Here is a 14388-nt window from a genome sequence, read left to right on the forward strand (position 1 = left end):
TGCGAGTCTGGGCCTTCCAGTGGGTGGAGACTCAAGGAGCGCGGTGGTGGAGACTCTTCGGGACATTCTCGACGCGGCCGCCCGGGGTGTCTTCCCGCCCGACGACGGCGGTACGACCGTGGTACCGCAGGCCTCGCAGCGGGACGCCGGGGTCATCGCCTTCACCGCGCACTCGGTCGTCTTCACGGACGAGGACCCGGCCTGGGTGTACGAGACGCTGCGCGCCGTCGACTGCGACGAGCTGGCCGCGAGCATGAACGCGCGGTTCCTCACGGCCTTGTTGGAACGGACAGGTCGTACGACCGACACGATCGACGCGCTGCTGGTCGGCGATCCGCTCCCCGGCGGGCCGCCGCTCCCGCTCACGGAGATCACCGACACCGGCCACCCTCGGGCCGTCCGGGCCCGTACGCACCGCGACGAGGTGCGGCTGTGGGCGGCCGAGGACGGTGTGGTGGTGCTGGGGCGCGGGGTCGCCGGGCGGCTGGAGGTCGCGGTCGAGGTGGACGAGGGGGTACGGCACCGGGGGCTGGGGCGGCTACTGGTGACGGCGGCGCGGCACCTGGCCGAGGAACCGGTGTGGGCCCAGGTCTCCCCGGGGAACGCCCGCAGCATGCGGGCGTTCCAGGCGGCGGGCTACCGTCCGGTGGGCGCGGAGGCGCTGCTGCTCAGAGCTCAGCGGAAGATGCCGGTGTGGCCCAGCGAGTAGCGCCCCGGCTGCGGGTACACGGCGAGGCCGTGCGGGCCGCTGCCGACCTTGATGCGGGCCAGCTGGGTGCCGGTGCGGGTGTCGATGGCGTACACCTCGGAGTTGTAGCGGCCGGAGAGCCACAGGACCTTGCCGTCGGCCGAGACGCCGCCCATGTCGGGGCTGCCGCCGTCCGGGAGGTGCCACTTCCTGGTGACCCTGTTCTGCGCGAAGTCGAAGACGGAGATGCTGCCTTCGCCGCGGTTGGAGATGTACATCTCCCGGGAGTCGCGGCTGATGTAGAGACCGTGGCAGCCCTTCCCGGTGGGCAGGAAGGACGGCTTGGAGAACCTGTCGCCGTCCAGCACCCACACACCGTCGGCCATCATGTCGGCGATGTAGAACCTCTTGCCGTCGGGCGAGATCTTGACGTCCTGCGGCATCGAGCCGTGGAACGGCAGCTTCTGCTGACCGATCACCTTCATCTGCTCGGTGTCGACCTTGAGCAGTTCGCCGCTGAACTCGCAGGAGACGATGAAGTAGCGGCCGTCCAGGGAGAAGTCGGCGTGGTTGACGCCGTAACAGCTGACCGGGACGGTCTTCTCGCGCTTCATGGTGTGCGCGTCGCGGAAGACGAGTTCACGGTCGAGGGAGGCCATCACGATCGCGTACTTGCCGTTGGGCGTGAAGTAGAGGTTGTACGGGTCGTGGACGTCGACCGGCTTGCCGGCCCTGCCGGTTCTCGGGTCGATGGGGGTGAGGGTGTTGCCGCGGTCGTTGTTGACCCAGAGCGTCTTCATGTCCCAGGAGGGCACGACGTGTTGGGGCTGGACCCCGACCGGGATCGTCTCGATCACCCGGTACGTCTTCGGGTCGATGACCGAGACGGTGTTGGAGTTGGTGTTGGGGACGTAGACCCGGGACGGGAAGTCCGCGACGACCGGGGAGAGTCGGTTCGGGCGGTCGGCCGCGTAGACGTCGGCCGGGTTGAGGACGGGCGGCATGCCGGGCAGCCCCTGCACGACCGCCTTCTTCTTGGCCGGGGCGACGGCCGCCTTGCTGCCGAGGGCCTCGTCCTTGTGCCCACTGGAGCCGGAGCTGCAGGCGGCCAGGGCGGCGAGGGCGACGCTCGCGACGAGGGCGTGGGCGATTCGGGTGCGCTGCATCAGCTGAACAACTCCGTGGTGGTCACGGCGCTCAGGCCGCGGCGGGTGAGTTCTTCCAGTACGGCGGGGAGGGCCTGGACGGTCTCCGGGTACCCGAAGTGCAGGCTCACGACGGACCCGTCGCGCACCTCGGCGGCGACCTTGCGGGTGATGGCGGCGGCGCCGGGCCGGGTGTAGTCGAGGGAGTCGACGTCGTACGACAGGACGTGCGGGTATCCGGCGGCGCGGGCCAGCCGGGCGACGAGCGGGGAGGCCTGCGGGGCGCGGGAGGGGCGGAACCAGGTGCCGATCGAGCCGGTGAGGCGCTTCAGCCGGTCGGCACAGGCGGTGATCTCGGCGCGGGCGTCGGCCTCCGACATCGTGTTGATCGCCAGGTGCCGCTGGGTGTGGTTGCCGAGGTCGTGGCCGCCGTCGAGGATGCGGCGGGCGACGTCCGGGTGCTCGTCGAGCCAGGTGCCGACGGCCAGGACGGTGATGTGCGCACCGTGCTTCTCGGCCTGGGTCAGCAGGGAGTGGGCGATCGCGGGGGCGCCCTGGCCGTGGAAGGTGAGGGCGACCCGGGGGTGGGTCCGGGGGCCGTGGGTGAGCTGGGCGGGCTGTCCGGGGTAACGGCGTGGTGCGGGCGCGGTCTTGGGGGCGGTGGACTCGGGCGGCTCGGTGGACGCGGGGTGCGCGGAGGGCGCGGGATGTGCCACGGCACCGTGCGTGGCACATCCGGCGGAGAGGGCGCCTGCGGCGAGGAGGCCGGCGCCCGTACGAAGGGCTGTGCGGCGGTCGGTCGGGGTCACCCGCACCATTTAAGGGGCGCTTGGTAAGAAAACGGGCGATTGACCCGGATGAGGCACCTACCGGGTCGCACGTTCGGTCATCGGTCGGCGACCCGCATCTCGAACCACGTCGTCTTGCCCCGCGGCAGCAGATCCACGCCCCACCGGTCGGACAGCGTGTCGACGAGGAACAGCCCGCGACCGCTGATGTCCGTCTCCTGAACCGGCATCAGACACGGCAGCCCGCGGGACGGGTCACGCACCTCGATGCGGATCCAGCCCCGGCGGCGGCGCATACGGAGGCCGAAGACCCGGGCTCCGGTGTGACGGACGGCGTTGCCGACCAGCTCCGAGACCAGCAGGACCGCGTCCTCGGTCATCTTCGGGGTCAGCCCCCACTGGCGGAGGACCACGACCTGGGCGAGGCGTCGGGCGGTGGCCGCGGATTCGGGGCGGGAGGGAAGGGGAACCTCCGCCTCCGTCGGATTACCGAACAACTCCAGTGCCTTGAGCGCCCGTTCGTCCTCCACCGCAGGCGACCAGCGCGCCGCGGTCGCACGGCCGTGTCCCCGCGGCTGTTCCATGCCCTCCAGCCCCGCCATGCCCCCATCATGGCCGCCCAGGACGCGCTCCGGGGCCGTTCCGGAGGAATACGCCCCCCGGAATCCACCGTTCCGAATGGGCCGTTTGGCATATGCGCACGGCAATTCAGAGACGCCCGCACCCCGTCCGAGCTGCGCTGTCGGCTCCCCTGGAGGCAAGCGACGGTCTCCCTCGACAAGGCAGACTTAAGGTTCCCTTAAGGCTCCCATAAACCGCCCCATCGAGGGACGCGCATCAGACACGGCGTCAATTGCAAGTGGTTCAGAGGAATTTCGCCTTGCCGGGTCCCTCCTCCACGAAGCTGCGCATCCCCCGCTCCCGGTCCTCGGTGGCGAACAGGCCCGCGAACCAGCTCCGTTCGACCGCGAGCCCGGTCTCCAGGTCCGTCTCCAGCCCGGTGTCGATCGACTCCTTCGCCGCCCGCAGCGCGATCGCCGGCCCCTGCGCCAGCTTCGCCGCCCACTCGTGCGCGGCGGCGTACACCTCGTCGGCCGGCACGACCCGGTCCACCAGACCGAGCGTCAACGCCTCGTCCGCCTTGACCATACGGCCCGTGAAGATCAGGTCCTTGGCCTTGGACGGGCCGATGAGACGAGCCAGCCGCTGGGTGCCGCCGGCGCCCGGGATCAGGCCGAGCAGGATCTCCGGCTGGCCCAGCCTGGCGTTCTCGGCGGCGATGCGGAAGTCCGCGCACAGCGCCAGCTCGCAGCCGCCGCCCAGCGCATAGCCGGTGACCGCCGCGACGACCGGCTTGGGGATGCGGGCCACAGCGGTGAAGGACTCCTGCAGGGCGCGGGAGCGCAGGACCATCGCCGCGTGGTCCATGTTCTGCATCTCCTTGATGTCCGCGCCGGCCGCGAACACCTTCTCCCCGCCGTAGACGATCACGGCCCGCACGTCCTCGCGCCGGGTCGCCTCCTCGGCGAGTTCCTTGAGCCGGTCCTGAGTGGCGACGTCCAGCGCGTTCATGGGCGGCCGGTCGAGACGGATCGTGCCGACGCCTTCGGAGACTTCGAGATTCACGGTCATGCAGGCAGGTTAACGGCGACTAACGGGAACGGGCCGGTGCCGTCGCTCACACTCGACCGGGGGTCTGCGGGTTGTCCCCCAGGCAGACACAGCACGGCGACCAACGGGAACGGGCCGGTGCCGTCGCTCACACTCGGCCGGGGGTCTGCGGGTTGTCCCCCAGGCAGACACAGCACGGCGACCAACGGGAACGGGCCGGTGCCGTCGCTCACACTCGGCCGGGGGTCTGGGGGTTGCCCCCCAGGCAGACACAGCACGGCGACCAACAGGAACGGGCCGGTGCCGTCGCTCACACTCGGCCGGGGGTCTGGGGGTTGCCCCCCAGGCAGACACAGCACGGCGACCAACGGGAACGGGCCGGTGCCGTCGCTCACACTCGGCCGGGGGTCTGGGGGTTGTCGTCACGGGAACGGCCCCGGTGCGACAGCTCGCACCGGGGCCGTGGATCAAACGATGCCTACGCCTTCCACTTCTCCCACGACATGTTCCAGCCGTTGAGGCCGTTGGCCGGATCGACCGTCGCGTCGTTGGAGTGCTTCACGACCACCACGTCGCCGATGATCGAGTGGCTGAAGAACCAGGCCGCCGGCGTGCTGCCGTCGTAGCCGCCGCGCACGTCGCGCAGGCCTATGCAGCCGTGGCTGGCGTTGTAGTTGCCGAAGGCGCCGCCGCCCCAGTAGTTGCCGTGGGCGAAGGTGCCCGAGTCGGTCAGGCGGATGGCGTGGGGCACGTCCTTGATGTCGTACTCGCTGCCGTAGCCCACGGTCTCGCTGTTCATACGCGTCTCGGTGAGCTTCTGGCTCATGACCATCTGGCCGTTCCAGGTGTCGTAGCCGGGCTTGCCGGTGGTGACCGGGATGGTCTTGATGACCTTGCCGTCCTGGGTGACCTTCATCGTGTGCTTCTTGGCGTCCACGTAGGAGACCTGGTTGCGGCCGATGGTGAACTTCACCGTCTTGGCCTGCGAGCCGTAGACGCCGGAGCGGCCCTCGACGCCGTTCAGGTCGAGCTTCACGGTGACCTTGGTGCCGGACTTCCAGTACTGCTCGGGACGGAAGTCGAGGCGGTCGTTGCCAAACCAGTGGCCCTCGACGTCGACGGCCGGCTCGGTCGTGATGCTGATGGCCTTCTCGACGTCCTGGGGGTGGGTGATGCCCCGGGTGAAGCGGATCGAGAACGGCATGCCGACGCCGACCGTGGAGCCGTCCTCGGGGGTGAAGGTGCCGATGAAGGTGTTCTTCGGGGTGAGCGTGGTGAAGCTGGAGTCCTCCGCCGCCTGGCGGCCCGCGGAGTCCTTCGCGACCGCGTGCACGGTGTACCTGGTGGACGCCGTCAGGTGCGTGTCCGGCGTCCAGGAGGCACCGTCGGCGGCGATCTTCCCGGCGACCGCCTCGCCCTTGGTGTCCTTGACCTCGACGGTCGTCAACTTGCCCTTGGCGGCGCTGACCTTGAGGGCGCCGCTGGTGTCGACCGACTTCGCGCCGTCCTTGGGCGCGATGGAGACGACGGCCACGGACTGCTTGCTCTGCGCCGTGTCCGAATCCTTGCCCTTGCCGTCCCCGGAGCCGGACCCGGAGTCCGAGCCGCCGCCCCCTCCACACGCGGTGACGGTCAACAGCAGCACGCCCAGAATCAGCGCCAACAGTCCGCGCCCGCCACGCGCGCGTGCGTCAACCGACGCCCCCGATATCGGCCGCACGTTCAAGTTGTTCTCCCCTCCCGGGCCTGGTCAGGCCTCTCCCCGGCGCGGCAGCTGCGCGCATTGGCGCATATTAACTGCCAGGTTTTGAGTTTGATGTCAGGCGAATGTCACCGTTCGGTCGCAACATCAACTGCCCGCTTTCCACTCCTTCCACCCCATGTTCCATCCTCCGAGGCCGTTGTCAGGAGCGACCTTTTTGTCATTGCTGTGGACGACCTCGACGACGTCCCCGATGAGACTCCGGTCGAAGAACCACCCCGCGGGGGTGTCGGAGCCGCCCCCCTTGACGTCCCTGAGCCCCACGCACCCGTGGCTGACGTTCTCGTGTCCGGGGGCGTCCGGCGCCCAGTAGTTGCCGTGGACGAAGGTGCCGGAGTCGGTCAGACGCATGGCGTGCGGGACGTCGGGGATGTCGTACTCGCCGCCGAAGCCGACCGTGCGGCTGTTCATGCGGGTGACCTCGAGCATCTCCATCACCACCATCTTCCCGTTGTAGGTGGTGTGTTTCGGCGAGCCGGCGGTGATCGGCACGGTCGACAGCAGCTGCCCGTCCCGGCGCACCTCCATGGTGTGCTTGGCGGCGTCGACGAGGGAGACCTGGCTGCGGCCGACGGTGAAGGAGAACGTCTTGTACTGCAACCCGTAGACGCCGGGCACCCCCTCGACGTCCCGGAAGCGCAGTGCGACCGTCACCTGGGTGCCGGGCTTCCAGTAGTGCTCGGGGCGGAAGTCCAGGCGGTCCTTGCCGAACCAGTGCGGGCGGATCTCGACGGCCGGCCTGGCGGTGACGTGGACGGCGCGTTCGACTGCGGCGCGGTTCTCGATCTCCCGGTTGAACCCCAGGGAGATGATCATTCCGGTGCCGACGACGGAGCGGTTCTCCGGGGTGACGTATCCGATGAAGCGCTCGTCGGGGACGAAGGTGGTGAAAGTCGTGTGCCGGGCCGACCTCCGTCCCTGTCCGTCGAGCGCCACGACGTCGACGGTGTACTTGGCGGCGAGCGCGAGCCGCCTGTCGTCCGGCTCCCATCTCAACCCGTCGTCCGAGACACGCCCCGGTACCTCGGACTCCTGTGCGTCCTGCGACTTGACGACCTTCACGGACTCCAGGCGCCCGCTGGGCACCCGTACCAGAAGTCGCCGGTCGGGCTTGACGCTCTTGCTGCCGTCGTCCGGCGAGACGCGGATCACGTCCTCGGGTGCGGGCGCCTTGCCGAGCACCTCGTCGATACCGCCGCCGTTCTGCGAAGTGCAGCCGGCCAGCAGTGCTGCCCATGTCAATACGGCGGCCAGAGCGGCCCCCGCGCGCCGCGCGCGTCCTTGTGCATACATCACGGCGTACCCAACGACGCGGCCCGCCCTGGGGAAACGTGAGTGCGACGCGCTCCGCGGGCTGTGCCGTCGATCGGCTGCGGCGCCGTCGTGGCTGGTCGCGCAGTTCCCCGCGCCCCTTGGGGCGTGTCGGCCCGGGTCGTTTGGCCATGCGCTGGGCAGAACAGTGGGGAGGACGACGCGACGGGGAGCCGCGGCCGGGACGCCGTGCGCTCTTTTCTGGGTCGTTCCAGGAGCCGTGGGAGGACGACAGGTGTCCAGCGCAGCCGAGCAGGAGGCGGTGGCCGGGGAGCGCGCCGAAGAAGGGGTGCGCCCTTCCGCCGTGGTCAACGGCGCGCGCCGGAAAGCGCCGGGCGTGCCGGTGCGGCCGGGTGCGCCGACGCCGCTCGGCGCCCGGTTCCGGGTCGGACCGGACGGGGTGGCGGGCACCAACTTCGCCCTGTGGGCGGGCGGGGCGGAGGCGGTGGAGCTGTGCCTGTTCGACGAGCGTGGCAAGGAGACCCGGGCCCGGCTCACCGAGCTGACGCACGAGATCTGGCACGGCTTCGTGCCGGGGGTCATGCCCGGGCAGCGGTACGGCTACCGGGTGCACGGCCGCTGGGACCCGTGGACCGGCGGCCGCTGGAACCCGGCGAAGCTGCTCCTCGACCCGTACGCGCGCGCGGTGGACGGCGACTTCAGCCTGCCGCCGGAGGTGTACGGGCACGTCCGCGACTGGCCCCAGCAGCAGGTGGCGGACACCGTCCGCGACGACCGGGACTCGGCGCCGTACGTCCCCAAGGGCGTCGTCGTCCACGATGACGACGACTGGTCCGACGACCACCGCCCGAAGACGCCGTGGGCGGACTCGGTCATCTACGAACTCCATGTCCGTGGCTTCACCGAGCTCCACCCCGGCATCCCGGAGGAACTCCGCGGTACGTACGCCGGGCTGGCGCACCCGGCGGCGGTCGAGCACCTGGTGAAGCTGGGCGTCACGGCCGTCGAGCTGCTGCCGGTGCACCAGTTCGCGCACGAGGACCATCTGCTGCGACGCGGGCTCAGGAACTACTGGGGCTACAACTCCATCGGCTACTTCGCCCCGCACGCCGGCTACGCGGCCTCCGGTACGACGGGACAGCAGGTCGGCGAGTTCAAGCGCATGGTGCGGGCGCTGCACGCGGCCGGCATCGAGGTCATCCTCGACGTGGTCTACAACCACACGGCGGAAGCGGGCGAGTTGGGCCCCACGCTGTCGTTGAAAGGGATCGACAACCGCGGGTACTACCGGTTGCAGTCGGACGCCCGCCGCTACGCCGACTACACGGGCTGCGGCAACACCCTGCACGTGGTCCAGCCCCATGTGCTGAGGCTCATCACCGACTCCCTGCGCTACTGGGTGACCGAGATGGGCGTGGACGGCTTCCGCTTCGACCTGGCGGCGGCGCTGGCCCGCTCCATGCACGACGTCGACATGCTGTCGCCGTTCCTCGCGGTGATCGCGCAGGACCCGGTACTGCGGCGCGTGAAGCTGATCGCCGAGCCGTGGGACGTCGGCTCGGGGGGCTATCAGGTGGGTGCCTTCCCACCGCTGTGGACGGAGTGGAACGACCGCTACCGCAACGCCGTACGCGACTTCTGGCGGGGCGCGCTGCCCGACGTGAGGGACCTTGGGTACCGGCTGTCGGGGTCGAGCGACCTGTACGCCTGGGGCGGCCGCCGCCCCTACGCCTCCGTCAACTTCATCACCGCGCACGACGGTTTCACCCTCCGCGACCTGGTGTCGTACGAGCGCAAGCACAACGAGGCCAACGGCGAGGGCAATCGGGACGGCTCGGACGACAACCGCTCCTGGAACTGCGGGGCGGAGGGGGACACGACGGACGAGCGGGTACGGGGGCTGCGGCGACGGCAGTTGAGGAACCTGTTGACGACGCTGCTGCTGTCCACGGGCGTGCCGATGCTGGTCGCCGGCGACGAACTCGGCCGCACACAGCGCGGCAACAACAACGCGTACTGCCAGGACAACGAGATCAGCTGGCTGGACTGGTCGCTGTTGGAGGAGCCGGGCTGGAAGGCCCTGTTCGACCTGACCGCCCGGCTCATCGAGCTACGGCACCGACACCCCGTACTCCGCCGCCGGGCCTTCTTCTCGGGCCGCGCCCACTCGGCCGACGGCCTGCGCGACCTGGCCTGGTTCACCGCGCGGGGCGCGGAGATGACGGAACGGGACTGGTACGCGCCCGCCGCCACGCTCGGCATGTACCTCTCCGGCCGCGACATACCGGGCCGGGACGAGCAGGGCGCACCGATCCTCGACGACAGCTTCCTCACCCTGCTGCACGCCGGCGACCGCCCGGTGAGCTTCGTCCTGCCGGGGCCGCCGTGGGCGGAGCGGTACGAGGTGGTCGTGGACACGTCGCGGGAGACGCAGGGGGAGGAGCCGGGGGTGGTACACCGGGCGGGGACGGCGATCACGGTGCCGGCGCGGGCGGTGGTGTTGTTGCGGGTCCAGGAACTCCCGGCCTGAGCCCTGTACCAGGACTCCGCCTTTGAGCTAGGTTTCCGGGCCGGAGGGGTGAGGGCCGAGCGCCCGGAGAGCAGCCAGTATCGCCCTGACCCGAGGCACTTCGTGCGTGCGGTGGATCCCTGTTCCGCCGAGATGCGCCAGGACCGTGAAGAAGCCTTCGGCGGTGCGGAACTCGTCTTCGAAGAGACTGAAGGCGTGCGGCAGGGCGTGGCAGATCGGAAGACCGATCCGTCGAAGCCGGAATGTGTTCAGAAGGGCCCGGCCCTGATAGTGGGTGCGCACCTCGGGGGCCACGGATCTCGCGTGGGAGAAGCCGATTCCGGGGTCGATGACGATTCGATCGACCCCGGCCGAGCGAGCGTGATCCACGCGCCTCTCGAAGTAGTCGAGCATCCTGGGGATGGGGTCGTGATCGACACCCTTGGCGCTCACGTCCCGGGAGTTCTCCCCTTCGACGTAGCAGAGAACGACTGTCGCCCGGTGGTCGGCCAGCACAGGGAATATCTCACTGTCGGACGCCAACCCGCCGGAGTGGTTCAGCACGAGCGCCCCCGCTTCCAGGCAGGACCGGACAACGGCGGGCTCGTAGGTCTCGACCGAAACGGCGATGCCTTCCGAAGCGAGCCCCTTCACGACCGGCACCAAGGCGGAGATCTGTTCCTGTGCGGTCACCCGCGCGGTACGGGGGTTGCTCGACTCGGCGCCGATATCGACGATGTCGGCTCCTTGTGCCGCGAGAACACGCCCTTTCCGGATGGCGGATTCGGTCGAGGTCGCGATGCTCTCTCGATAGGTGGAGTCCTGAGAAAGGTTGACGCAGCCCATGATGGCGGGGGTGGTGTCGACATCGATTTCTCGGTCCCCCACCCGAAGGGGGTCGACCGGTAAGGAGAGATCGCTCTCGAATCGCCGCGCCAGATCAACCAGATCGGTGAGGGAGATCATCCGAGGATCCCCCGCTGATACGCCGTAGCCACCGCCGCCGCGCGGTCGTTGACGCCCAGCTTGGTGTACAGGTGGGTGAGATGGGTCTTCACGGTCGCCTCGCTGATGAAGAGTTCGCGGGCGATCTCGCGGTTGGAGGTGCCCTTGGCGACCAGGGCCAGGACCTCGCGTTCGCGGGTGGAGAGGGATTCGTTGCCGGGTGAGGAGCCGGGGGTGCGGACCGCTGAGACCAGGCGGGAGGCTACCGCCGGGGAGAGGACCGTGCGGCCGTCCGCCGCCGCGCGGACCGCGGTGAAGAGTTCGTCGCGTGGGGCGTCCTTCAGGAGATAGCCCGTCGCGCCCGCCTCGATCGCGGGGAGCGTGTCGGAGTCGGTGTCGTACGTCGTCAGGACCAGGACCTTGGCGCGGGCGCCTCGGCTCACCAGCTCGCGGATGGCGTCCACTCCCCCGCCGCCCGGCATGCGCAGGTCCATCAGGATCACGTCCGGGTCGAGCTCGTGCGCCCTGGCGACGGCCTCTGCGCCGTTCGCCGCCTCGCCGAGGACCCGGAAGCCCGGCGAGGACTCGAACATGCCGCGCAGACCGTCCCGTACGACGGGATGGTCGTCGACGATCAGCAGGGAGATCAACGGCTCGTCATTCATGGCGGACCAACGGTACGCGAGCCGACAGGGCGGTGCCGTGCCCCGGTTCGGACTCGACGGTGAGCGAGCCCGCGATGCGTTCGGCGCGGGCGCGCATGCCGTCGAGGCCGAAGCCGCCCGTGTGGGTGCGGGCGGGGAGGGCCAACGGGTCGAAGCCGGTGCCGTCGTCGCGGATGTCGAGGATGACCTCGTCGCCGAGGAAGGAGAGGGTGACGCCGACTCGGGTCGCGCGGGCGTGGCGGGCCGCGTTGGACAGGGCCTCCTGGACGATGCGGAGGAGGGTGGCCGCCACCTCCTCGTGAAGCTGTTCCGCCGTGCCGGTGACCGTGAACTCGGCGCGTACGCCCGTCCGTTCGCCCCATTCGGCGACCGTCTTCTTCAGGGCTTCCGGCAGTCCGTCGTTCTCCAGCGCGACCGGCGCCAGGTTGTGCACGGAGCGACGGGCCTCGCCGAGGCTGTGCCGGGCCAGCTCCATGGCGCGGCCGGTGTGCTCGCGGGCCTGGTCCCGGTCGGGCGTGTTGGCGACGACCTGGAGCTGGGCGATGATGCCGGTCAGCCCTTGGGCGATGGTGTCGTGGATCTCGGCGGCGAGGCGCCGGCGTTCGTCGGCGACCCCGGCTTCCCTCGCCTGGACGAGGAGTTGGGCGTGCAGGGCGGCGTTCTCGTCGAGGGCCTGCTGCAACGCCGCGTTGGTGCGTTCGAGTTCGGCGATGGTCTCGCCGCGCTTCAGGGACCGCTGCTCCTCCTCCGCGGTGAGATGGGCGACCACCATCTGCAGGCCGGAGTTGGCGACCAGGAGCGCGGCGAAGACCGCCCACTGGACCGCGCTCTCGAACGGCATCCCGCCGGCCTGCGCGCCGGCCACGGTGATCGCGCTCGCGAGCAGCCCGAGCCGCTGCCACCGTCGGCCCGTGATCGTCTCGTCGGCGTCCATGTAACCGGCGGCGGCGTAGAACGCGAAGAACGGGTTGATCCAGGTGAGGGCGAAGGCGATGGCCCAGCGGACGATGTAGTACGCCGTCCCGGTCCGGGACGGCACCCGGGTGCGGCCGACCCGGCGCAGCCGGACGCCGTGCCACCACAGCTGGAGCCCGAGCGCGGCGCCGACCAGGGCCCAGGCGGTGTACCACTTGGCCATGGGGGCATGCGGATCGGCGGTCGCGAGCGCCGGGACGAGGCCGACGCAGAGCAGTCCGTACGGTCCCCAGGTGTGCAGTTGCTCCCAGCGCCGATCGATCCGGCTGTCCACCGCGGTCATGTGCCCAGTCTGCACGGCCCCTCGCCTACTCCCAGCGGAACCAGCGGCTCGCGGCCCCGGTCAGCAGCAGGATCCACATCATCAGCACACCCAGGTGGCCCCAGCCCGGCCAGTGCCCGGCCGCGGCCTGGTTCAGGGCCTGTGCGGCCGCCCCGAAGGGCGTGTACCCGACGATCCGCGCCATCAGGTGCGGCATGGCCTGCGTCGGCAGCCACACCCCCGCGCAGAACATCGACGGGAAGAAGAAGGCCGAACCGATCGCGCCCGCGATCTTCGTCGTACGGGACAGGGCCGACACCACCGCTCCGAGGGCGAGAGCGGCGAGGACCGCCAACAGCAGGGCGAGGACGTATCCGACGGGCTGCTTCGGCAGTCGTACGTCGAAGGCGAGCCGTCCGATCACGAGGGCGAGCAGCGCCGACGCGAGGGCCGCGCCGCCGTAGACCAGCATCTGCGCGGACAGCAGGGTGGACGGGCGGACCGGCGTGGTGGCCATCCGGCGCAGGATGCCGCGCTCCCGGTAGCCGGTGAGGGTCTGCGGCATCGACTGCAGTCCGCCGACGATCATGCCGAGCAGTACGGCGACGGGGACGTAGACGTCGATGGTGCGCAGACCGCCGAGGTCGGCCTGGTGGTCCCGGAAGGACGGGATGGAGCCGAGGATGACGAGCAGGAGGGTCGGGAAGAGCAGGATCCAGAAGAGGGCGCCGGGTTCGCGGCGGAAGAGCCGGACCTCGGTCTTCAGTACGGCGGTACTCATGCCGCTGCCTCCTTCGTCAGGTCGAGGAACGCGTCGTCGAGCGTGGCGTCGGAGACGCGGAGCTGATGGGCGGTGATGTGGTGGCGGGCGAGAAGGGTGATGACGGCGTTGACCGTCTCGTCCGTGCCGGACAGCGTGATCCGGCCGTCCCTGCGCTCGATGGAGGCCAGCGCGGGCAGCGCGTTCAGGTCACGGTCGTCCAGCGGCGCCGACGGCGTGAAGCTGATGACCGTGGAGCCCGCCGACCGCCGGATCAGACCGGCCGGGGTGTCCAGTGCGGCCACCCGGCCCTTGTCGATCACCGCGATCCGGTCGCACAGACGCTGCGCCTCCTCCATGAAGTGCGTGACGAGCAGGACGGTGACCCCGCCCGCGCGCACGTCCTCGATGAGCTCCCAGGTGTCACGGCGGGCGCGCGGGTCGAGCCCGGTGGTCAGCTCGTCGAGGACGACGACCTTCGGGTTGCCGATCAGGGCGAGCCCGATGAACAGGCGCTGCTTCTGGCCGCCGGAGAGCCTGCCGAAGCGGGTGGTCAACTTGGCCGTCAGGCCGAGGCGTTCGGCGAGCGCCCGCCAGTCGGCGGGGTGCGGGTAGAGGGCCGCGTACAGCTCCAATGCCTCGCGGACGGTGAGCTTCGGCTGCAGCTCGCTCTCCTGGAGCTGGGCGCCCAGAACACGGGCGACCTGCTCGTGGTCGGCGACCGGATCCAGGCCGGTGACCCGGACGCGTCCCGCGTCGGGGACGCGCAGCCCCTCGACGCACTCGACGGTGGTGGTCTTGCCGGCGCCGTTCGGGCCGAGGATCCCGAAGATCTCACCCTCCTCGACGGCGAAGGAGACACCGTCGACGGCGGCCCGGCCACCGTAGGACTTGCGCAGTGCGCTGACTTCGATGACTGACATGCCTCCAGAGTTCCGGCGCGGGGCCCTCCCTCACATCGCCCGACCCGCTCGAAGGGACATCAACCGATCGGTCGATGCGTGCC

Annotated in this window: 13 protein-coding genes; 2 read left to right on the forward strand and 11 right to left on the reverse strand. The window is 70.2% G+C overall.

What is annotated here, in order from left to right:
- Positions 1–46: 46 nt before the first annotated feature.
- Positions 47–709 carry a GNAT family N-acetyltransferase gene (locus ACWC09_RS34060; protein WP_450854789.1) on the forward strand — a complete coding sequence of 221 codons (663 nt, stop codon included), beginning with the start codon at positions 47–49 and terminating at the stop codon, positions 707–709.
- Here ACWC09_RS34060 and ACWC09_RS34065 read toward each other — a convergent pair.
- From ACWC09_RS34065 to ACWC09_RS34090, 6 genes are all read right to left on the reverse strand, one after another.
- Positions 676–1854 carry a YncE family protein gene (locus ACWC09_RS34065; RefSeq protein WP_450854790.1) on the reverse strand — a complete coding sequence of 393 codons (1179 nt, stop codon included), beginning with the start codon at positions 1852–1854 and terminating at the stop codon, positions 676–678. The genes ACWC09_RS34060 and ACWC09_RS34065 overlap by 34 nt on opposite strands.
- Complete coding sequence (locus tag ACWC09_RS34070; RefSeq protein WP_450854791.1) at positions 1854–2651, reverse strand: polysaccharide deacetylase family protein; 798 nt, start codon at positions 2649–2651, stop codon at positions 1854–1856. The genes ACWC09_RS34065 and ACWC09_RS34070 overlap by 1 nt, the downstream gene beginning before the upstream one ends.
- Positions 2652–2719: 68 nt before the next feature.
- Positions 2720–3223 (reverse strand): ATP-binding protein, encoded by a 504-nt coding sequence (locus tag ACWC09_RS34075; RefSeq protein WP_450854792.1) that lies wholly within the window; start codon positions 3221–3223, stop codon positions 2720–2722.
- Positions 3224–3485: 262 nt separating this feature from the next.
- On the reverse strand, positions 3486–4253 hold the full coding sequence (locus tag ACWC09_RS34080) for an enoyl-CoA hydratase/isomerase family protein (RefSeq protein ID WP_450854793.1): 768 nt from the start codon (positions 4251–4253) through the stop codon (positions 3486–3488).
- Positions 4254–4710: 457 nt separating this feature from the next.
- Positions 4711–5958, reverse strand: a complete 1248-nt coding sequence (locus tag ACWC09_RS34085) for a L,D-transpeptidase (protein WP_450854794.1) — start codon at positions 5956–5958, stop codon at positions 4711–4713.
- Between the two features lie 123 nt (positions 5959–6081).
- Entirely contained in the window at positions 6082–7287 is a 1206-nt protein-coding gene (locus ACWC09_RS34090; protein WP_450854795.1) for an Ig-like domain-containing protein, read from the reverse strand.
- Between the two features lie 253 nt (positions 7288–7540).
- Between ACWC09_RS34090 and glgX the strand changes: the two genes are divergently transcribed.
- On the forward strand, positions 7541–9796 hold the full coding sequence (glgX, locus tag ACWC09_RS34095; protein WP_450854796.1) for a glycogen debranching protein GlgX: 2256 nt from the start codon (positions 7541–7543) through the stop codon (positions 9794–9796).
- A 27-nt stretch (positions 9797–9823) separates the two neighbouring features.
- Here glgX and ACWC09_RS34100 read toward each other — a convergent pair whose 3' ends face one another.
- Genes ACWC09_RS34100 through ACWC09_RS34120 form a run of 5 tightly spaced genes read right to left on the reverse strand, consistent with a single transcriptional unit; the run spans position 9824 to position 14305 of the window.
- The gene (locus tag ACWC09_RS34100; protein WP_450854797.1) at positions 9824–10741 is read right to left on the reverse strand and encodes a dihydropteroate synthase; all 918 of its coding nucleotides are present in this window, start codon (positions 10739–10741) and stop codon (positions 9824–9826) included.
- Positions 10738–11385, reverse strand: a complete 648-nt coding sequence (locus tag ACWC09_RS34105; protein ID WP_450854798.1) for a response regulator — start codon at positions 11383–11385, stop codon at positions 10738–10740. Before ACWC09_RS34105 ends, ACWC09_RS34100 begins: the two co-directional genes overlap by 4 nt.
- Positions 11378–12643 (reverse strand): sensor histidine kinase, encoded by a 1266-nt coding sequence (locus ACWC09_RS34110; RefSeq protein WP_450854799.1) that lies wholly within the window; start codon positions 12641–12643, stop codon positions 11378–11380. The genes ACWC09_RS34105 and ACWC09_RS34110 overlap by 8 nt, the downstream gene beginning before the upstream one ends.
- A 25-nt stretch (positions 12644–12668) precedes the next feature.
- Positions 12669–13403: an ABC transporter permease gene (locus ACWC09_RS34115; protein WP_450854800.1), complete on the reverse strand. Its 735-nt coding sequence runs from the start codon at positions 13401–13403 to the stop codon at positions 12669–12671.
- The gene (locus ACWC09_RS34120) at positions 13400–14305 is read right to left on the reverse strand and encodes an ABC transporter ATP-binding protein (protein WP_450854801.1); all 906 of its coding nucleotides are present in this window, start codon (positions 14303–14305) and stop codon (positions 13400–13402) included. Before ACWC09_RS34120 ends, ACWC09_RS34115 begins: the two co-directional genes overlap by 4 nt.
- Between the last annotated feature and the right edge of the window lie 83 nt (positions 14306–14388).

Source organism: Streptomyces sp. NPDC001617, from assembly GCF_053596855.1.

Coding starts and splice junctions, on each gene's coding strand:
- ACWC09_RS34065 (WP_450854790.1), bottom strand. CDS start 1,854: ATGCAGCGCACCCGAATCGCCCACGCCCTCGTCGCGAGCGTCGCCCTC.
- ACWC09_RS34070 (WP_450854791.1), bottom strand. CDS start 2,651: ATGGTGCGGGTGACCCCGACCGACCGCCGCACAGCCCTTCGTACGGGC.
- ACWC09_RS34075 (WP_450854792.1), bottom strand. CDS start 3,223: ATGGCGGGGCTGGAGGGCATGGAACAGCCGCGGGGACACGGCCGTGCG.
- ACWC09_RS34080 (WP_450854793.1), bottom strand. CDS start 4,253: ATGACCGTGAATCTCGAAGTCTCCGAAGGCGTCGGCACGATCCGTCTC.
- ACWC09_RS34090 (WP_450854795.1), bottom strand. CDS start 7,287: ATGTATGCACAAGGACGCGCGCGGCGCGCGGGGGCCGCTCTGGCCGCC.
- ACWC09_RS34100 (WP_450854797.1), bottom strand. CDS start 10,741: ATGATCTCCCTCACCGATCTGGTTGATCTGGCGCGGCGATTCGAGAGC.
- ACWC09_RS34105 (WP_450854798.1), bottom strand. CDS start 11,385: ATGAATGACGAGCCGTTGATCTCCCTGCTGATCGTCGACGACCATCCC.
- ACWC09_RS34110 (WP_450854799.1), bottom strand. CDS start 12,643: ATGACCGCGGTGGACAGCCGGATCGATCGGCGCTGGGAGCAACTGCAC.
- ACWC09_RS34115 (WP_450854800.1), bottom strand. CDS start 13,403: ATGAGTACCGCCGTACTGAAGACCGAGGTCCGGCTCTTCCGCCGCGAA.
- ACWC09_RS34120 (WP_450854801.1), bottom strand. CDS start 14,305: ATGTCAGTCATCGAAGTCAGCGCACTGCGCAAGTCCTACGGTGGCCGG.